Genomic DNA, 19,114 nt, shown 5'->3' with positions numbered 1-19,114 from the left:
GAAGCAGAACCAGCCACCCTAGATCCTAACCGATGGAGGAAATCCGGCCCATGGGGAGAACTCCCCATCCCGGGGCGGGCGGGCTCAGTCCAGGACCAGCCCGGCGCCCTCCCCCATGGACAGGACCACGGGGTTGATGTCCCCGAAACCACGGACCTGCGTGGTCGGTTGGGGGTCCAGGACGAAGCGGTCGTCGCCTTCCAGGGTGCCCGCGGTGACCGAATCGGTCCAGACGGTGCCGGGGTCCGCGAGCGCCGTCAGCCGCGAGGCCAGGTTCACGGTGGGCCCGTAGACATCACCCAGCCGGGAGAGGATGCGCCCCCAGACGATGGAGACCCTCGCTTTGGGCAGGAAGTCGTCGTCGGCGAATTCGGTGGCCAAGGTCAGCGAGATCTGGGCCCCGGCCTGCGGGGTCTCGGCGATGAAGAGGACCTCGTCGCCGATGGTCTTGACCAGCCGTCCCCCACCGATGGAGATGATCTCGGCGCATTTGTTCTCGAAGCGCTGCACGGTCTGGGCCAGCGTGCGTTCGTTCATCCGGCGCGACAGCGAGGTGTAGGAGACCAGGTCCGCGAAGCCTACGGCGCGGGCCAACGGCAACGGGGCGTCGTCCTCGCTGCCGTCGCGGCCCTCTTCGCTGGAGGCCAGCCCCGTTTCGGCGCGGACCCCCAACCGGTGGACCGCAGCGTTCAGCTGGCGGCGCCAGGAATAGACCAGGAGCTTCTCCAGCGGATCCACCAGATCCGGGAGGCGGTCCACCAACCGTCGCCGGGCTTCGGGGTCGCTGACCCCCTGGTTCTGGACCATGTCCTCCACCAGTGCCTCGATCTGCCAAACGACCATCCGGTCGGTCATCTGCCCGATCGACCGGGTGATGGAGACCGCGGCCTCCTCGGTCAGCACCGAACTGCGCACGTTGCCCACGATCGTGCGCAAGGCTTCCAGGTCCACCTCGGTGAAGGCGACGTCGTCGTCCCCGAGGTTGGGGAAGCCCAGGGCGCGCCAGAGTTTGCGGGCGCTGAGCAGCGAGATCCCCGCCGCGGCGGCCGCCTCGCGACGGCGCATGGTGCGTTTGGCCCCGAGCAACAGCTTCTCCAGGTCCTGGGCGGATTCCTTGACCTTTTCGCGTTCCAACGCCTGGGCCAGCGGCAGGGCCCGGGTTTCCGGGCCGGCATCGGGGCTCAGCTGCGGCAGGCTCCCGGTGGACGTCCCGGTCGGCGTCGAACCGTGATCGGGTGGTTCCAGGTCGGCACTTTCCGGATCCGCCCGGTCGGTGACCGGCTCCACCGCTTCGGGGTCGGCCGGCTCCTGCCCGGGGCCGGTTTCCCCGGCCCGCTGCCAGGGCGCCGGGGGCAGGATCGGGAGGGCCGCGGTTCTGGGCAGGGGCTCCCGTCCCGGTGTCGGGGCGCTTTCCGCCCGCTGACCACCGGCGTCCTGCCCATCATCCATGTCCGATCCCATCCACGTGTTCCTCCGTACCAATTTCTACACCATCGAACCCCATGGATCTGGGTAAACGCTCAATGGTGGTCACCACCAGCTCCCTGACGCGTTCGATCCGCGGCAGATGCGGGATGCGTACCGGCCCGTTGGCGGTCTCCAACACCAGGGCCCCCGAGCCGCTCGCCCGTTCAACGAGTTTCTGGCTGGTCTTCAGGGTCCGTACGAAGGCCAGCGGCAACTCCCACTGGTTCCTGGCCCCGGCCCCCCGGCGCACCACGATCCGTTCGTTGGTCAAAAAGACCAGCGTCCGTCTCCATCGAACCACCGGGATGATGCACCAGGCCAGCAGGAGCACCGCGGCCACGATCGGGATGACCACCTGCAGCAACGGGACGGTCTGCTCCACGGCCTCCGGCAGGTCGTTGCGGGTCAGGGTGCCCAGGGCGAAGGCGCTCAGTGCGGTCAGGATGACGAAGACGACGGCGGGACGGTTCAACACACGGCGGTGCGCCCGGGTCTTGACGATCACCCACTCGTTCTCTGCCAGTCGCAGCCTCATCCGCTGTCCCTTCCCTCGCGTGGATCCTGCTCGCCCACGTCGGTTCCAAGTCTAGGCGGCAGCACCGATGGCCCGGATCAGGCGTAGCGTCCGTCGGTGCGACGCAGGTGCACCACGTCCCCGGCCCGGATGGCGGTCAGGGTCCCGTCGGCCGTCTGCACGCTCAGCGCCCCGTCGGGCTCCAAACCGACGGCGGTGCCTTCCACGCTCTCCCCCGAGGGCAGTTCGGCCCTGACGGGCGCCCCGATCGTCGCCATGGACCGGGCCACCCGTTCGAGCAAGGTGGCTCCCCCGTCGATCGCGTCCCCCGCCCGGCCGCCGGCCCGCAGGAACCCGGTGTAGAGGGCGGAGACCCGGCGCAGGTAATCCTCCAGCAGGGCGGTCGTGTCAACGGTCCGGGCCCCTTCAAGCAGCAGCGAGGTGGCGGTGGGTACGGGCAGTTCCTCGCGTTCTAGGGTGACGTTGACCCCCGAGCCGACGACGACGGCGGCCCCTCCGGGGGCGGGGACCAGTTGGGCCAGGACGCCGGCGACCTTGCGGCCGGCGACGATCACGTCATTGGGCCATTTGAGTTCGGCGGGGACCCCGGCGCATTCGCGCAGGGTGTCGGCCAGGGCCGTGGCGCAGAGCATCGACATCCAGGCGTAGGTCTCGGCGGTGGCGGGCCGGCCTCCGGGTACCGGGCGGAAAAGCAGGCTCACCGCCAGGGAACTGCGGGCAGGGGCCTGCCAACTGCGGTCCATCCGTCCTTTTCCGGCGGACTGGAAATCGGTGGCCAGCACACTGATCTGCGGCCATTCCCCGGGGGCGGCGGTGAAGGCGGCGGCCAGGTCGGTATTGGTCGACCCCGTGGATTCCACGACCTCCACCCGGGCGATGGTCCCGGGGGCGACGAGTTCACGGCGCAGGGCCTCGGCATCCAGGGGGGTACGCAGGGCGGCGGGTTCGTTCATGGGGTCCAGCCTAGTCCGGGTGCCGGTGGCGGGCCGGCCCCGCCACGGGGCGGCCCGCCACCGGGAACCGGCTCAGAGGAACATGTCGGCGACCAGCGACTCCTCGGGGGCTCCCATGCTGTAGCCGGTGAAGTCGGTGACCCCCTCGGCACGCAGGACCTCTTCGTCGATGAAGAAGTTCCCGCTGCATTCGCCCGCCGGGCGGGCCAGGATGGCGGCGGCGGCATCGGCGACGATAGATTCCTTGCGGGCGCCCAGGACCAGCTTCTCCCCGCCGGGCATGTTGCGGATCGCCGCGGTGTTGATCAGCGTGGCCGGCCAGAGCGAGTTCACGCCGATGCCGTCCGAACGCAGTTCCTCGGCCAGGCCGAGCGTCGTCATGCTCATCCCGTATTTGGCCATGGTGTAGGCGAGGTTGGCACCGGCCCATTTCGGGTCCAGGTTCAGCGGCGGGGACAGGGTCAGGATATGGGGGTTCGACGAACGGCGCAGCGCATCCAGGCTCAGCTTGGACAGCAGGAACGTGCCGCGGACGTTGATGTCATGCATCAGGTCGTAGCGCTTCATCGAGACGGCATCGGTGGAGGAGAGGTCGATCGCCGAGGCGTTGTTCACGACGATGTCCAGGCCTCCGAATTCGGCGACGGTGGCCTCGGCGGCCGACTGCACATCGTCGTCGTTGCGCACGTCCCCGACGATCGGCAGGGCGCCGACGCCGTGGTCCCGGATCTGCTCGGCTGCCGTGTAGACGGTCCCCTCGAGGGTCGGATGGGCCGTGGCGGTCTTGGCCATCAGGGCGATGTTCGCTCCGCCTGCTGCCAGTTGCAGGGCGATCGCGAGTCCGATGCCGCGGCTTCCACCGCTCATCAGGACCGTACGTCCTGCGAAGGGGCGGGTTCCGTCGGCGGCGTCGGCTACGGGGTTCTGGGGTGCTGGTGACTCGGTCATGGGACCAGCCTACGGGAAATCCCCCGCGAAGGTTACCCGTCAGTAACAAGCCCTTCCTGCCCGGAACCACCCGAGCGCCACGCGGTGACTTTGTAGGGTTCCTACAGCCGAGACGGCGCGGCACGTCACTAGACTGACCTTGAGGGCACGCTTGTTGTGCCATTCCTACTACTTTCAAACAGACGGGAGTCTCCCGCATGAGCGAGACCGGCCTCCAGGCACCGGACGAGCAGATCGACCTGTCCACCACCGCGGGCAAGATCGCCGAATTCCGGCGCCGGCAGTCGCAGTCGCTGACCCCCTCCGGCCCGCAGGCGGTGGAAAAGCAGCACGCCCGCGGCAAGAACACCGCCCGCGAGCGCATCGAACAGCTCATGGACGAGGACTCCTTCGTCGAATTCGACGCCCTGGCGGTGCACCGCTCCACCGCCTTCGGCATGGACTCCAAGCACCCCCTCGGCGACGGCGTCGTCTCCGGGCACGGTACGGTCGATGGCCGCCTCGTGGCCGTCTACTCCCAGGACTTCACCGTCTTCGGCGGCTCATTGAGCAAGGTCAACGGCGAGAAGATCGTCAAGGTCCAGGAATTCGCCCTGCGCAACGGCTGCCCGGTCGTGGGGATCAACGACGGCGGCGGGGCCCGCATCCAGGAGGGCGTCGCCTCGCTGGCGATGTTCGCCGACATCTTCCGCAACAACGTCCACGCCTCCGGCGTCGTCCCGCAGATCTCCCTGATCCTCGGGCCCTGCGCCGGCGGCGCGGCCTACTCCCCGGCCCTGACCGACTTCGTGGTGATGGTGGACAAGACCAGCCACATGTTCATCACCGGCCCGGACGTCATCAAGACGGTCACCGGCGAGGAAGTGGACATGGAGACCCTCGGCGGGGCCCGCCAGCACAACGCCAACACCGGCACCGCCAGCTATCTGGCCGCCGACGAATCCGACGCCATCGACTTCGTCAAGGAACTACTGGACTACCTGCCGTCCAACAACCTCACGGAGGCCCCGCCGACGGAGTTCGAGGAGGAGCTGACGGTCACCGAGGACGACCTGGACCTGGATGCGCTCATCCCCGATTCGGCGAACCAGCCCTACGACATGCGTGACGTCATCGAGCACATCGTCGACGACGGGGCCTTCCTGGAGATGCAGTCGCTCTACGCCCCGAACGTGATGATCGGCTACGCCCGCGTCGAGGGACGCAGCATCGGGATCGTGGCCAACCAGCCGATGCAGTTCGCCGGCACGCTGGACATCGCCGCCTCGGAAAAGGCGGCCCGTTTCGTGCGCCACTGCGACGCCTTCGGCCTGCCGATCCTGACCTTGGTGGACGTGCCGGGGTTCCTGCCCGGCAAGGACCAGGAGTTCCAGGGCATCATCCGCCGCGGGGCCAAGCTCCTCTTCGCCTACGCCGAGGCCACCGTCCCGAAGCTGACCGTCATCACCCGCAAGGCCTACGGCGGCGCATACATCGTCATGGGGTCCAAGAAGCTCGGCGCAGACCTGAACCTGGCGTGGCCCACCGCGCAGATCGGGGTCATGGGGGCCCAGGGCGCGGTGAACATCCTCTACCGCCGGGACCTGGCAGCCGTCGCGGCCGAGGGCGGGGACGTCGAAGCCCGGCGTACCGAGATCATCGACGACTACGAAACCGAACTGCTCAACCCGTACCAGGCGGCGGAACTGGGGTACATCGATGCCGTGATCGCCCCCTCGGACACCCGGACGCAGATCGTGCGCGGACTGCGGGCCCTGCGCGATAAGCACGCCTCGTTGCCGGCGAAGAAGCACGGAAACATCCCGCTGTGACCGGCTCCACCGACCATCAGAACGACGCCGGCACCCCGGCGCCGCTGTTCCAGGTGGTCCGGGGGAACCCGGACGACGTCGACGTGGCCGCACTGGCCGCGGTCCTGGCCGCCCTGCCCGGCGAGGCCCGGGAGCCCCAGGGCATCGAGGCCGCCACCTCGCGTCGCGAGGTGATGCGCAACCAGGCCTGGCAGCGCCGTCACCTGGCCGGCCAACCGGGCCCCTGGCGCAGCGGACGCTCCTAGCCGGGGTCCCGGGGCCGCCCGCCGGCCGCGGCTGATCTTCAACACCAGCTTCACATGCGGCTAGGCTGTGCACCATGACGAACGCCACACCTCCAGCCACCCGTGCCCCCAGTGCCATCGACGCCGTCGCCGACCGGTTCTTCGACCGCCTCATCGCCCTCGCCCCCGATTTCGCCACCTCACTGGGCATCCCCGGCCACGAAACCGGATATTCGGACTACTCCCCCGCCGGCCAGCAGGCCTATGTCGAGGCCGTCCGCACCACGCACCAGGCCCTCGAAGGCCTCGAGCCGGTCGACGACGTCGATGCCATCACTCTGGATGCCATGCGCGAACGGCTCGGCCTCGACCTGGAACTCGACGCCACCGGGATCACCCAGCTGAACAACATCGCCAGCCCGGCCCAGGACATCCGAGCGATCTTCGATCTGATGCCCACCGACACCACCGAGCAGTGGCGGCACATCAGCGGCCGGCTCGCCAATGTCTCCGCAGCCATCGACGGCTACATCGCCTCGCTGTCCAAGAGCCGCGACGAGGGCCTTGTGGCGGCCCAGCGCCAGGTCCGCATTGTCATGGAGCAGACCCGCGACTATGCCAAGGCCGGCGGCTTCTTCACCTCCCTCGCCGCCGAGGCACCCACCGCTGCCGGGGAACCGGCGGAAACACTAGGCGATGAACTATCCACCCATGCCGCCGAGGCAGCCGCAGCCTATGCCCGCCTGGCCGACTTCCTCGAAACCGAACTCCTGCCCGCCGCCCCGGCCAAGGACGCCGTGGGCCGGGAGTACTACGCCCTGTGCTCACGGCAGTTCATCGGTGCCGAGATCGACCTGGACGAGACCTACGACTGGGGCGTCGCCGAATTGGACCGGCTCATCGCCGAACAGGAGATGGTGGCCGGACAGATCAAGGCCGGCGCCTCCATCGCCGAAGCCAAGGAGATCCTCAACGCCGATCCGCAGCGCCAGCTCAAGGGCACCGAAGCCTTGAAGGCGTGGATGCAGGAGAAGGCCGACGCGGCAGTGGCCGCCATGGAGGGGGTCCACTTCGAGATCCCCGAAACGATGCGCCGCCTCGAATGCATGATCGCCCCCACCCAGGAAGGCGGCATCTACTACACCGGACCCTCCGACGACTTCAGCCGTCCGGGCCGGATGTGGTGGTCCGTTCCCGCCGGTGAGGACGACTTCACCACCTGGTCCGAGACGACCACGGTCTACCACGAGGGCGTTCCCGGCCACCACCTGCAGGTCGGCACCGCCACGTACCGCAAGGACACCCTGAACAACTGGCGCCGTAACGCCTGCTGGGTCTCCGGCCATGGTGAGGGCTGGGCCCTGTATGCCGAACGCCTGATGCTGGATCTGGGCTACCTGGCCGATCCGGGCGACCATATGGGCATGTTGGATATGCAGCGCATGCGCGCCGCCCGCGTCGTGTTCGACATCGGCGTCCACCTGGAGCTGGAGATGCCCTCCCGCTGGGGTTCCGGCCCATGGACCCCCGAGAAGGGGTACGACTTCCTCTCGAAGCACCTGGACATCTCCGAGGGCCAGCGCCAATTCGAGTTCACCCGCTACCTCGGCTGGCCCGGTCAGGCCCCCTCCTACAAGGTGGGCCAGCGTCTCTGGGAGCAGATCCGCGATGCCCGTCGCGCGGCCGAAGGCGACGACTTCGATCTGAAGGCCTTCCACAGCCAGGCGCTGAACATGGGATCGGTCGGGCTGGACACCCTGCGCCGGGCCCTGCTGCCGGCCCAGTAGGCAGCACCACTGGCCGAGCGACCCACAGTGGACGACGCCGGGATCCCGAACGGGGTCCCGGCGTCGTCCACTTTTAATGCGGTCTAGGGCGGGGCGGTGATCGGAGATAGTCGGTCAGGAAACCACCGAGCACCCCCACCACCAGCACGACCAGGGCCGGCCACAGCAGCACCGGACCCGTGATGGACCTGACATCGACGTCGGTCAAGGCCCCCAGCGCGAAAACGGCGATGACATAGCCGATGGCCAGGACACCCGCGACGGTGATCACGCGAACGCCCAGAGTCCGCCGCTTCACCGCGGAGAAGCTCTCGGCATAGTCTTCAGCGGTTCCGAACTCGGATTCGGCGGAATTCCCCGAGCTCATCACATGAGCGCGAACCTCATCGATAGCCTCGGAGACCTGCGCCTCCGGCAGCCCTCGCATCCGCAGATAGAAGGCTAGGTTGTGCTCGTAGGTCATGATGCGTCCTTTCGTAAGGTTCGAAGAACAGCTAGTTTCTCGGTCATGTGACTCCAAGCAAGGTGTCCTCGCTCGAGTTCTTTCGTGCCAAGGGGGGTCAGTGCGAAAACTTTCCGTCCCGGGCCGGCGTCTTGTTGCTCCCATTGGTGAGCCACCAGCCCTTGTTCTTCCAGCCGCCGCAGAAGTGGATACAGGGTGCCACCCTTGAGGCGTTCGAAACCGTGATCACGAAGAACCTCGATCATGGCGTATCCGTGCCGCCGCCCACTCTTGAGCAGAGCCAACACCGCTTGCGGCAAGGCCGCACGCGTCAGCTCAGATGCCCAATCGATTTCATTCATAATAGATAGTAACCCTACTTAGCTAGTGAGACCACACACCTGGATGTCGGAGAGTCAGCGCCGCGATGTGATGCTCTACCAAAATGCGGGAAGCGCCACATCGTGATCGGGAATGAACCCACCGACCCCTTGTGCCAGCAGGGATCCGCTGGCATGGGCGCCCACCCACCACACCGTGGCGACGTCATAAAGTGAAATATCGACTCTTCGGGGTGTACCTTCCGGCCCTACGGTCGTTCCGTGAGCACATCAACCAAACCCCACCGCATATTGCCCCGCTGGGCGACCGCCTTCGGTCCCCAGATCGTCGCGGGCCTGGTCCTCGGCGTCGTCCTGGGCCTGGTCGCCAAATACACCGGCAGCACCGCCGAGTCCCCCAACGCCCTCGGCGCCACGTTGGACACCATCGGCTCCAGCTACGTCTCGCTGCTGCGCGCAGCGGTCATCCCGCTGGTCTTCTTCGCCGTGGTCGCCTCCATCGCCAACCTGGCCCAGGTCACCAACGCCGCCCGACTGGCTTGGCGGACCATCCTCTGGTTCGGCATCACGGCGCTGATCGCCGTGCTGATCGGCATGGGACTGGGCACCTTCATCCGCCCCGGCGCCAACACCGGCCAAGGAGCCCCGGAGGACTACGTCGGCACCACCGGCGACTGGTGGGCCTTCCTCACCGGGCTGATCCCGGAGAACTTCCTGGGCCTGGAAACCAGCAGCAAGGTCGCCGAATCCGGTGACGTCTCCACGAGCCTGTCCTTCAACGTCCTGCAGGTCCTGGTCATCGCCGTGGCCGTGGGCATCGCGGCCCTGAAGATCGGTTCCGCCGCCAAGCCGTTCCTGGATCTGAGCGCCTCGTTGCTGTCCATCATCCAGAAGATCCTGTGGTGGATCATCCGGCTGGCCCCGCTGGGCACCGTCGGGCTGATCGGCAACGCGACCGCCTCCTACGGCTGGGACACCATGGGGGCGCTGGGCAAGTTCGTCATCGCCATCTATGCGGGCCTGGCCCTGGTGCTGTTCGTGGTCTACCCGATCCTGGTCAAGGCCCACGGCCTGGGCGTGCGTTCCTACTATTCAGGGGTCTGGCCGGCGGTCCAGCTCGGCTTCGTCTCCCGTTCATCGATCGGCACGCTGCCGCTGACCCAGCGCGTCACCGAACGCAACCTCGGGGTCCCCCGCGGCTACGCCTCCTTCGCCGTCCCGTTGGGCGCGACGACCAAGATGGATGGGTGCGCCGCGATCTACCCGGCCGTCTCGGCGATCTTCGTGGCCCAGTTCTTCGGCATCGACCTGGACGTCACCCAGTACATCCTCATCGCCATCGTCTCGGTGCTCGGCTCCGCCGCCACCGCCGGGACCACCGGCGCAGTGGTGATGCTGACACTGACGCTGTCCACCCTGGGACTGCCCTTGGCCGGTGTCGGCCTGCTGCTGGCCGTGGACCCGATCCTGGACATGGGCCGCACCGCGGTCAACGTGGCCGGACAGGCGCTGATCCCGGTGATCGTCTCCCAACGGGAAGGCATCCTGGATCACGATCTGTACAACGCCCCGCGCAACGGCACCCCGTTCGCCGAGGAGTTCGACGACGCCCGCACTGCCGAGGCCACGCAGCAGGAGCAGAGCCCGGACCCCGCACCGGCCCAGCCCGCCACCGTCTGCTGATCTCCGGCACGCTCACTCCCCAGGGGCTCCGCACCGCCACCGCGCCGTGCGGAGCCCCTCTTCGCTTCGTTCGCTTCGTCCGCGTCCTCCGCTTCCTCCGCTTCCTCCGGACCCTGAGCACTAATTTGCACGGTGTGCAAACTTGCACGTAGTGTAATGACCGTGAATCCGCTCCCCGACTCCCCCAGCAGCGGCCCCTCGCGCCGCGAAATCAATAAAACGGCCACCCGTGCCGCCATCATCGACTCCGCCATGGCGCTGCTGCGCACCGAGGGCTTCGACGCGGTGACCGCGGATCGTGTGGCCGAATCCGCCGGCATCTCCCGGCGCACCTTCTTCAACTACTTCTCCTCCCTCGAAGCCGCCCTGAACGGGCCCACCGAGGCCTTCGTGGACCATGTCCTCCAGCTCTTCGAGGACCAACCCCGCGAACTGCCGATCATGTCGGCGGCGGTGAATGCGCTCAACGGCATCGCCGACCGCAGCCTATTGGGCCCCGTGGCCGAACTGGTCACCGTCTCCCACAGCAGCCCGCAGTTGGACCGGCTCGAACTCGAGGCCTGGAACAACTGCGCCGGACGCCTGGTCGAGACCATCGTGACCCGCGTTCCGGCCACCGACCTGCTGACCGCATCGGTCTTCGCGAACTCCATCATCGGGGCGGGGCGCGCCGCCTTCGACTTCTGGCTCGAACAGTCCGGCGGCGATCTCTCCGATGCCTCACTGACCATTCTGCAGAACTACCTCACCACCGCCTTGAGCCAGCTCCGAGACGGCTTCCCCACCCTGAACGTCCCGGCCGATCCGGCCCAGATCCGAAAGGCCTGAGTCATGGCCACCTTCCTATATAAACTCGGCCGCATGGCCTACCGCCGCCGCTGGGCCGTCATCTCCGCCTGGCTCGTCGGCCTGCTGGCGATCGGCCTCTCGGCCGGCGCGTTCATGGGGACCCTGACCAACAGCTTCTCCATCCCCGGCACCGAGACCCAGCAGGCCCTGGACAAACTCAAGACCGAGATGCCCGAATTCTCCGGGGGCAGCGGGTCGATCGTCTACCAGACCTCGGACGGCCAGAAGTTCACCGCCGCCCAGAAGAAGGCCATCGGCCAGTCGTTGGACGAGCTCGAAGGCCTCCCGGATGTCCGGGAGGCCTCCAACCCCTTCACCACCCAGAAGCAGTTGGATGAGGCCCAGCAGAAGCTCGAGGACTCGAAGAAGAAGCTGGACGACGGGGAGAAGCAGCTCGCGGACGGACGCCAGCAGCTGGCCGACGGCAAGGACCAGATCGCCGACGCCAAGAAGGAGATCGCCGACGGTCGCCGGCAGCTCGAACCCGAACAAGCCAAGATCGACGACGGCCGCGCCGAACTCAAGGAAGCGAAGACCAAACTCGACGGGGCGTCCCAGGCCGGAGCCATCCCGCCGCGGCAGCTTGCCGCCCAGCGCGCCAAGCTGGAGGCCACCGAGAAGCAGCTCGACCAGGGCCAGGCCAAGCTCGACGCCTCGGCGAAGCAGCTCGATGCCGCCGAGCAGCAGATCTCTGCGAAGGAATCCGAGGTCTCCGCCAACGAGAAGAAGCTCGAGGAATCGGCGAAGGACATCAAACAAGGCAAGAAGGATCTGGCCCTGGGCCAACGCCAGGCCGAATCCACGGAGGGCATGCGGTTCGTCTCCAAGGACGGCACCACCGTGGCCGTCAACGTCTCCTTCACCGGCTCCGCCGACGCCCTGACCTCCGAGACCCGCGATGAGATCAAGGACATCGGGGCCGAGCCGACCGCCACCGGACTCGAGGTGGACTACTCCACGGAAATCGTCCAGGACATCTCCTCGATCTTCGGGTCGGCGGAGATCATCGGCCTGGTGATCGCCGCCGTAGTCCTGCTGGTGATGCTCGGGACGTTCGTCGCCGCCGGACTGCCGCTGCTGATGGCCGTCCTCGGCGTCGGCGCCGGCGTCGGCGGGACCCTGGCCCTGTCCAGCGCGATCGAGATGGCTTCCATCACCCCGGCGCTGGCCCTGATGCTGGGCCTGGCCGTGGGCATCGACTATTCGCTGTTCATCGTCCACCGGCATCGCCGACAGCTCCTGGACGGCATGGACCTGGAGGAGTCGATCGGCCGGGCCACCGGCACCAGCGGCAACGCCGTGGTCTTCGCCGGCCTGACGGTGATCATCGCCCTGTCCGCGCTGGCTGTTCCGGCCCTGCCGTTCCTGTCCGTGCTGGGGCTTTCGGCCGCCTTCACCGTGGCCATGGCAGTGCTCATCGCCATCACACTCACCCCGGCACTGCTGGGCTTCATCGGCCGCCGGCTCATCAGCAAACGCGCCTGGCGCAAGGCCGCCGCCACGGCAACCACCCCGACGGCCGACCCCGCCGACGAAAGCGTCGATTCCGCCGCCCACCCCAATGCCGCGGGCAACCGCGGTTGGGGCGCCTTCGTGACCAGGAAGCCGATCCTCATGGGTCTGATCGGCATCCTGCTGCTGGGCATCATGGCGGTTCCGGCCCTGCAACTGCGCACCGCCCTTCCCGACGGCAGCTCGGAACCGGTCGATTCCAGCGCCCATCAGGCCTACGAACTACTCAGCGATAAATTCGGTGCCGGCTACAACGGGCCGATCATCGCCCTGGCCGATCTGCCGGCCGGCCTGGACGCCGATGAGGCCGAGGTCAAGAACCTGGACATCGCCGATGACCTGCGCGGCATCGACGGCGTCGTCGCCGCCGTCCCGGTGGGCATCAACGACGCGAACACGCTGGCGGTGCTGCAGATCGTTCCCGAGGAAGGACCGGCCGACCCGGCCACCGAACAACTGGTCACCGACATCCGCAACGCCTCGGACGGGATCGAAGCGGACACCGGGGCCCATCTGGCCCTGACCGGCCAGGTGACCGCCCAGATCGATGTCTCCGAACGGCTGGCGGAGGTGTTGCCGCTGTATCTGGGCATCGTTGTCGGGCTCTCCCTGGTGCTCCTGCTGCTGGTCTTCCGTTCGGTGATCGTCCCGGTATTGGCCACGGGCGGGTTCCTGCTCTCCCTGCTGGCATCCTTCGGTGCCACGGTCGCGGTCTACCAATGGGGGTGGCTCTCGGGGGTCTTCGGGGTCGCGACCCCGGGGCCGATCATGAGTTTCCTGCCGATCCTGCTCATCGGCATCCTCTTCGGCCTGGCCATGGACTACCAGGTGTTCCTGGTGTCGGGCATGCGCGAGTCCTTTGCCCACGGCGAGGACCCGAAGGCCGCCGTCCGCTCGGGGTTCGCACATTCGGCCCCCGTGGTCACCGCCGCGGCACTGATCATGACCAGCGTCTTCGCCGGCTTCATCTTCGCCGAGCTGACGATGATCCGGGCGATCGGCTTCGCCTTGGCGATCGGTGTGCTGCTGGATGCTTTCGTGGTCAGGATGACGATCACCCCGGCGATCATGCACCTGCTGGGGCGCCGCGCCTGGTACATCCCCAAATGGCTGGACAGGATCCTTCCGGATGTGGACGTCGAGGGTGCGAAGATCGCTGCGCTGGCCGCCCCCGAGTCCACGGGGCCGGACGGGGCGACCGGCGCCTCCGACACCGGGGGGAACGACCCGGACGGCAGTGGCCCGCCCGCCGGGGGTCCGCGCCATCCGGCGCACCGCGCCGACGGCCCCCACGACGCACTACGGTAGGGGCATGACCATGGACCCATCCTCCCCCAGCCCCGTCAACGCCGATCCCGCAGCCACCGGGGCCGAGGAGGAACCGCCACTGCTGGTATTGGCCTCCCGGTCCCCGGGACGGGCCAGGATCCTGACGGATGCGGGCGTCGATTTCGAGGCCATCGTCTCCACCGTCGACGAGGACGCTGCCGTCGCCGGGGCCGTCGAGCGTCTGGGAGCTCCCCTGGACGCACCGTCGATGGCGTTGTTGCTGGCCCGCACCAAGGCGGAGTCCGTGGCCGGACTCGAGGCGGCCGACGGCGCCGTGGTCCTGGGCTGCGACTCGATCTTCGAACTCGACGGCGTCTGCTATGGCAAACCCCACACCGCCGAGGTCGCCACCGAACGCTGGCAGACGATGCGCGGGAAGACCGGGGTGCTGCACACCGGGCATTGGCTCGTGGACAACCGCAGCACGGACGAGGACGACGGCGGCACGGGGGCCACCCTGGGCACCGTGGCCTCGGCTTCGGTCAGCTTCGATGAGGTCACCGATGAGGAGATCGAGGCGTACGTGGCCACCGGCGAGCCGCTGCCCTGCGCCGGGGCGTTCACGATCGACGGGCGGGGCGCGGCCTTCATCACCGGTATCGAGGGGGACCCGCAAACAGTCGTCGGCCTGTCGGTGAACACGTTGCGCCATCTGTTGGCCTCGGCGGAACTATCCGTCACCGATCTCTGGGTCTGAACTTTTTCCAGAAAGTACTTGCAGATATGGAAAGTACTTTCTAAGCTGTATGCATCAGGTGATCGGCCTTCCGGTCCCACCGCCCCATCCCAGGAGTCGAGATGCAAACAACAGAGAAGAAGCCAGTCAACGGCCAGCGCTACGCGTGGATCGGCTTTGCCCTGGGCATCGCCTGCATGGTGGCACTTTTCGTCTACGGACTCATCACGGGCAAACCCCAGCTCATGGTCATTGCCAGCTCCGTCGCTGCCCTCCTGGGCGTCGTCTGGGCCTCGACTTCGGCAGCGGCCCAGGCCGCCACACGACGCCGGGCCGTGACCGTCCCGCCGCCGGGTCCGACCCCGGCTCCGGAAGCGCCCCCGGAGCACCCCACGGCCGACGATGCCCGCGGCTTCCTCCGTGAGGCGAACCGGCTGGAGTCCGCCTCCCGCGCCGGGGCGAGCTGGCCGCATATCACCATGCAGCTGGGCCTCGGCGCCATCACGTCACTGACCCTGATCTCCTTCTGGCTCGTCGGCCGTTTCGACGAGTCACTGGTGGCCGTCCCACTGATCGCCCTCTTGATCTGGCTCGGGATCCTCATGGTCTTCATGCTGGTCTTCGGGCGTTCCACCAAGCGCGGCTTCAGCCGTCGTTGGAAGACGTTCATGGCAATTTGGGCGGGACTGTGGATCGTCGGGGTCCTCCTGACGACCACCGTATTCTCCGGCGAACTGTGGTTCACTCTGGTGATCACCACCGCCATCACCGTGAACTCGGTGATCGGCGCCTGGTGGGAGGCCCGCTCATGAGCCCCGCTACGGATCGCCACGACGAGCACCCGCGAATGAAGCTCTCCGAGCCGCTGGCCCACCCGGTGCGCTTCTCCCTGGTCGCCGCCATCGCCGGCACCGAGGAAACGGAATTCGCCGTCGTACGCGATCATCTGCAGGTCAGCGATTCCGTCCTCAGCCGCCAGGCCTCCCAGCTCGAAGCCGCGGGGATCGTGAAGATCCGCAAGGGCTTCGTGGGCAAACGCCCCCGGACCTGGTTCTCGCTCACCCGCGCCGGGCGGGGAACCTGGGAACGGCACCTGGCCGCCCTGCGGGATATCGCTGGCGGCGGCTAGGGGCCCCTGTTTTGTAGGATGGCTACAAAATTAGGTGCGGACTCTCCGGAGCATGGTGTGGGATTACGTGGATAACCCACAAGCGCGGGTAGGCTCCAAACAGCAAAGTTTAAGGAGTTCCACCCGCCATGCCCCAGCTGACCAAGGTCCTCATCGCCAACCGTGGCGAGATCGCCGTCCGAGTCATCCGCGCGGCCCGCGACGAGGGCATCGCGTCCGTCGCCGTCTACGCCGAACCCGACCGCGAGGCACTGCACGTCCGACTCGCCGACGAGGCCTTCGCCCTGGGCGGCCAGAGCGCCGCCGACTCCTACCTGGTGATGGATAAGATCCTGGAGGCCGCGAAGGCTTCCGGCGCCGACTCAGTGCATCCCGGCTACGGGTTCCTCTCGGAGAATGCCGAATTCGCCCAGCGAGTCATCGACGCCGGGCTGATCTGGATCGGGCCGCCCCCCGAGGCCATCGCCCAGCTGGGCGACAAGGTGCAGGCCCGGCATATCGCCACCAAGGTCGGCGCTCCCCTGGTCCCGGGCACCAGGGAACCGGTCCGCTCGACGCAGGAAGTCCTGGACTTCGCCGACCAGCACGGCCTCCCCCTGGCCATCAAGGCCGCCTACGGCGGCGGGGGGCGAGGCATCAAGGTGGTCCGCCACCGCGACGAGATCGCCGAGTCCTACGAATCGGCGGTCCGTGAGGCCACCGCGGCCTTCGGCCGGGGCGAATGCTTCATCGAACGTTTCCTCGACGCCCCCCGCCACGTCGAAACCCAGTGCCTGGCGGACTCCGCGGGAAATGTCGTCGTCGTCTCCACCCGCGACTGCTCCCTGCAGCGACGGAACCAGAAGCTGGTCGAAGAAGCTCCGGCCCCCTACCTGAGCCAGGACCAGACCCGGAGCCTCTACGAATCCTCCAAGGCCATCCTGCGCGAAGCGAAGTACGTGGGTGCCGGAACCTGCGAGTTCTTGATCGGCACCGACGGGATCATCTCGTTCCTGGAGGTCAACACGCGCCTGCAGGTGGAGCACACCGTCTCCGAGGAGGTCTCGGGGATCGATCTGGTGCGTGAACAGTTTCGGCTGGCCCGCGGGGAGGAGCTCGGATACTCCGATCCCCAGCTGCGGGGCCACTCCTTCGAGTTCCGCATCAACGGCGAGGATGCCGGTCGCGGGTTCATGCCCGCCCCGGGAACGATCTCCACACTGAACCTGCCCACCGGCCCCGGCGTCCGCGTCGATTCGGGGGTGGAACAAGGCGAGACCGTCTCGGGGAACTTCGATTCGATGATCGCCAAGCTCATCATCACCGGTGCCACCCGCCAGGAAGCCGCCGGCCGGGCCCGCCGGGCCCTGGACGAAATGGTCATCGAGGGCATGCCCACGGTCCTCCCGTTCCACCGTGCCGTCATGGCCGATCCCGCCTTCGTCCCCGCGTCCGGCCCCTTCTCGGTGCACACCCGCTGGATCGAGACGGGGTTCGAGAACACCATCGAACCGTGGAGCCCCTCCGGCGCCGCCTCCACCGAGAGCCCCGACGAACGCCAGAAGGTCACCGTGGAAGTCGGGGGCAAACGCCTCGAAGTCGTCCTTCCTGCCGGCCTCGGCGGATCCTCCGGGGCCGGGAAGAGCAATGGCAAGTCCAAGCGCAAACGCACCAACCGGGGCGGTTCGGGCAGCACCACCACCGGTGACAGCCTGACCTCACCGATGCAGGGGACCATCGTCAAGGTCGCCGTGGCCGACGGCGACACCGTCTCCGAGGGCGATCTGGTGGTCGTGCTGGAGGCCATGAAGATGGAACAGCCGCTGACCGCCCATCGCGCCGGGACCATCAAGGGCCTGACCGCCACCGCGGGAGAGACCGTGTCCGCCGGAGCGGTCCTGGCCAGCATCCTGGACTGATCAGCCCCACCAACGACTGAAGGCCTGCCACCTCGCGGTGGCAGGCCTTCAGTCGTTCCGGCTGGGATCAGGCGACGTTGTTCTCGAAGTCCTGGTCCTTGGTCTCGCCGGTCATCAGCAAGGCCACCATCGTCAGCGCCGCGGCAGCGGCCAGGTAGACACCCACCCAGACGGTGTTCCCGCCTCCGGCCTGCCACAAGGCGATGGCCACGAAGGAGGCCGGGGCCGCACCGATCACCGAGGACAGGTTGTAGGCCACGGCCGAGCCGGTATAGCGCACGTTGGCCGGGAAGAGTTCAGGCAGATAGGCGGCCATCGGCCCGAAGGTCAGCCCCATCAGCGACAGCCCGATGATCAGCCCGACCATGGCCGCCGCGGTTCCGGGACCGAAGAACAGCGTCCAGGAGGCACCGAAGAGAAGGATCAGCAGCGAGACCCCGAGCAGGAACCGGCGCCGCCCGAACTTCTCGGCCAACGGTCCGGAAATGAGGATGAAGATCCCGAAGAACACCATGCCGATGATCAGCATCCAGAGGAACTCGGTCCGCGGGACGCCCAGCCCCGGCACGAAGGCGGCTTCGGCTGCCGCATCGAACACCTTGCCCTTGGCTTCGGCCGCGGCGCGGGCCTGGTCGACGGTGGCCGCCGAGGTGCCGTAGGTCAGCGTGAAGGAGGTCATCAGGTAGAACAGCACGTAGGTGGCGAACATGATGATCGTTCCGGCCAGGACCGGGCGCCAGTGGAATTTGAAGGTCTGTTTGACCGGGGACTTCATGACCTTCTTCTGCGTCACGACGTTCTGGAACGAGATGGATTCGACCAGCTTCAGCCGCACATAGATCCCGACGCCGACGAGCACGGCGGAGAGGATGAACGGCACCCGCCAGCCCCAGGCCTGGAACTGCTCGGGCGAGAGCCCCAGCTGCAGGCCGACGAAGACCAGGTTGGCGATGATGAAACCGATCGGCGCCCCCAGCTGAGGGAAGGTTCCGTAGATGGCGCGCTTATTGGCCGGGGCGTTCTCGGTGGCCAGCAGTGCGGCCCCCGACCATTCCCCGCCCAGGGCCAGCCCCTGGGCGAAACGCAGCAGGACCAGCAGCAGCGGGGCCAGCACCACGAAGCCGCCACTGGCCGCGGGCAGGAAGCCGATGAGGAACGTGGCGATGCCCATGGTCATCAACGAGGCCACCAGGGTCCCCTTGCGTCCCACCTTGTCACCGAAGTGGCCGAAGAGGATCGACCCCAGCGGGCGGGCGAGGAAGGCCACCCCGAAGATCGCGAACGAACTCAGGATGGCGTTGATGTTGGTGGCATTGGGGAAGAACAAGGCCGGGAACACCAGGACCGATGCCGTGGCATAGGCATAGAAGTCATAGAACTCGACCGTGGTCCCGATCATGCTCGAGAAGATCACGCGACCGCGTGTGTTCGCTTCCGGGGAGGCGGTGGCGGGCATACTGGACACTATCGTGACCCCTTTGGTGCGAGACGATCAATATTCTTGGATAATACTAGAACTTTTGACCAGAT

17 protein-coding genes are annotated in these 19,114 nt (G+C 67.4%); 10 read left to right on the top strand and 7 right to left on the bottom strand.

What is annotated here, in order from left to right:
* Positions 1 to 84: 84 nt before the first annotated feature.
* The 4 genes from ACT3UE_RS02305 to ACT3UE_RS02290 all read right to left on the bottom strand — a co-directional run bounded on the left by ACT3UE_RS02305 (position 85) and on the right by ACT3UE_RS02290 (position 3,903).
* Complete coding sequence (locus ACT3UE_RS02305; protein ID WP_444561653.1) at positions 85 to 1,449, bottom strand: adenylate/guanylate cyclase domain-containing protein; 1,365 nt, start codon at positions 1,447 to 1,449, stop codon at positions 85 to 87.
* Complete coding sequence (locus ACT3UE_RS02300; protein ID WP_444561654.1) at positions 1,442 to 2,002, bottom strand: PH domain-containing protein; 561 nt, start codon at positions 2,000 to 2,002, stop codon at positions 1,442 to 1,444. Before ACT3UE_RS02300 ends, ACT3UE_RS02305 begins: the two co-directional genes overlap by 8 nt.
* Before the next feature lie 77 nt (positions 2,003 to 2,079).
* The gene (locus ACT3UE_RS02295) at positions 2,080 to 2,955 is read right to left on the bottom strand and encodes a biotin--[acetyl-CoA-carboxylase] ligase (RefSeq protein ID WP_444561655.1); all 876 of its coding nucleotides are present in this window, start codon (positions 2,953 to 2,955) and stop codon (positions 2,080 to 2,082) included.
* 72 nt (positions 2,956 to 3,027) lie between these two features.
* Positions 3,028 to 3,903 (bottom strand): SDR family oxidoreductase, encoded by an 876-nt coding sequence (locus ACT3UE_RS02290; RefSeq protein ID WP_444561656.1) that lies wholly within the window; start codon positions 3,901 to 3,903, stop codon positions 3,028 to 3,030.
* A 197-nt stretch (positions 3,904 to 4,100) separates the two neighbouring features.
* Between ACT3UE_RS02290 and ACT3UE_RS02285 the strand changes: the two genes are divergently transcribed.
* The 3 genes from ACT3UE_RS02285 to ACT3UE_RS02275 all read left to right on the top strand — a co-directional run bounded on the left by ACT3UE_RS02285 (position 4,101) and on the right by ACT3UE_RS02275 (position 7,725).
* Entirely contained in the window at positions 4,101 to 5,714 is a 1,614-nt protein-coding gene (locus ACT3UE_RS02285) for an acyl-CoA carboxylase subunit beta (RefSeq protein ID WP_444566216.1), read from the top strand.
* The gene (locus ACT3UE_RS02280; protein ID WP_444561658.1) at positions 5,711 to 5,959 is read left to right on the top strand and encodes an acyl-CoA carboxylase epsilon subunit; all 249 of its coding nucleotides are present in this window, start codon (positions 5,711 to 5,713) and stop codon (positions 5,957 to 5,959) included. Before ACT3UE_RS02285 ends, ACT3UE_RS02280 begins: the two co-directional genes overlap by 4 nt.
* 74 nt (positions 5,960 to 6,033) lie before the next feature.
* Positions 6,034 to 7,725: a DUF885 domain-containing protein gene (locus ACT3UE_RS02275; RefSeq protein ID WP_444566215.1), complete on the top strand. Its 1,692-nt coding sequence runs from the start codon at positions 6,034 to 6,036 to the stop codon at positions 7,723 to 7,725.
* 73 nt (positions 7,726 to 7,798) lie between these two features.
* Here the strand turns inward: ACT3UE_RS02275 and ACT3UE_RS02270 are convergent, their stop codons facing one another.
* Positions 7,799 to 8,188, bottom strand: a complete 390-nt coding sequence (locus tag ACT3UE_RS02270; protein ID WP_444561660.1) for a hypothetical protein — start codon at positions 8,186 to 8,188, stop codon at positions 7,799 to 7,801.
* Positions 8,185 to 8,529: a PadR family transcriptional regulator gene (locus tag ACT3UE_RS02265; RefSeq protein ID WP_444561661.1), complete on the bottom strand. Its 345-nt coding sequence runs from the start codon at positions 8,527 to 8,529 to the stop codon at positions 8,185 to 8,187. The genes ACT3UE_RS02270 and ACT3UE_RS02265 overlap by 4 nt, the downstream gene beginning before the upstream one ends.
* Positions 8,530 to 8,769: 240 nt before the next feature.
* Between ACT3UE_RS02265 and ACT3UE_RS02260 the strand changes: the two genes are divergently transcribed.
* The 7 genes from ACT3UE_RS02260 to ACT3UE_RS02230 all read left to right on the top strand — a co-directional run bounded on the left by ACT3UE_RS02260 (position 8,770) and on the right by ACT3UE_RS02230 (position 17,584).
* Complete coding sequence (locus ACT3UE_RS02260; protein WP_444561662.1) at positions 8,770 to 10,191, top strand: dicarboxylate/amino acid:cation symporter; 1,422 nt, start codon at positions 8,770 to 8,772, stop codon at positions 10,189 to 10,191.
* Positions 10,192 to 10,353: 162 nt separating this feature from the next.
* Positions 10,354 to 11,019, top strand: coding sequence for a TetR family transcriptional regulator (locus ACT3UE_RS02255; protein ID WP_444561663.1), 666 nt, complete (start codon positions 10,354 to 10,356; stop codon positions 11,017 to 11,019).
* 3 nt (positions 11,020 to 11,022) lie between these two features.
* Positions 11,023 to 13,860: an MMPL family transporter gene (locus tag ACT3UE_RS02250; protein ID WP_444566214.1), complete on the top strand. Its 2,838-nt coding sequence runs from the start codon at positions 11,023 to 11,025 to the stop codon at positions 13,858 to 13,860.
* Between the two features lie 4 nt (positions 13,861 to 13,864).
* Complete coding sequence (locus tag ACT3UE_RS02245) at positions 13,865 to 14,578, top strand: Maf family protein (RefSeq protein ID WP_444566213.1); 714 nt, start codon at positions 13,865 to 13,867, stop codon at positions 14,576 to 14,578.
* 101 nt (positions 14,579 to 14,679) lie between these two features.
* A complete protein-coding gene (locus ACT3UE_RS02240; RefSeq protein ID WP_444566212.1) occupies positions 14,680 to 15,369 on the top strand; it encodes a hypothetical protein in 690 nt (229 codons plus the stop codon).
* Complete coding sequence (locus ACT3UE_RS02235) at positions 15,366 to 15,686, top strand: winged helix-turn-helix domain-containing protein (RefSeq protein ID WP_444566211.1); 321 nt, start codon at positions 15,366 to 15,368, stop codon at positions 15,684 to 15,686. The genes ACT3UE_RS02240 and ACT3UE_RS02235 overlap by 4 nt, the downstream gene beginning before the upstream one ends.
* 128 nt (positions 15,687 to 15,814) lie before the next feature.
* The gene (locus tag ACT3UE_RS02230) at positions 15,815 to 17,584 is read left to right on the top strand and encodes an acetyl/propionyl/methylcrotonyl-CoA carboxylase subunit alpha (protein ID WP_444566210.1); all 1,770 of its coding nucleotides are present in this window, start codon (positions 15,815 to 15,817) and stop codon (positions 17,582 to 17,584) included.
* Positions 17,585 to 17,651: 67 nt separating this feature from the next.
* On the opposite strand, the gene ACT3UE_RS02225 is transcribed toward ACT3UE_RS02230, so the two are convergent.
* A complete protein-coding gene (locus tag ACT3UE_RS02225) occupies positions 17,652 to 19,040 on the bottom strand; it encodes an MFS transporter (RefSeq protein WP_444566244.1) in 1,389 nt (462 codons plus the stop codon).
* Between the last annotated feature and the right edge of the window lie 74 nt (positions 19,041 to 19,114).

The organism is Arthrobacter sp. 179 (genome assembly GCF_052379645.1).
Lineage (GTDB): Bacteria > Actinomycetota > Actinomycetes > Actinomycetales > Micrococcaceae > Arthrobacter_H.
This window is presented reverse-complemented; position numbering and strand designations above follow the sequence as displayed.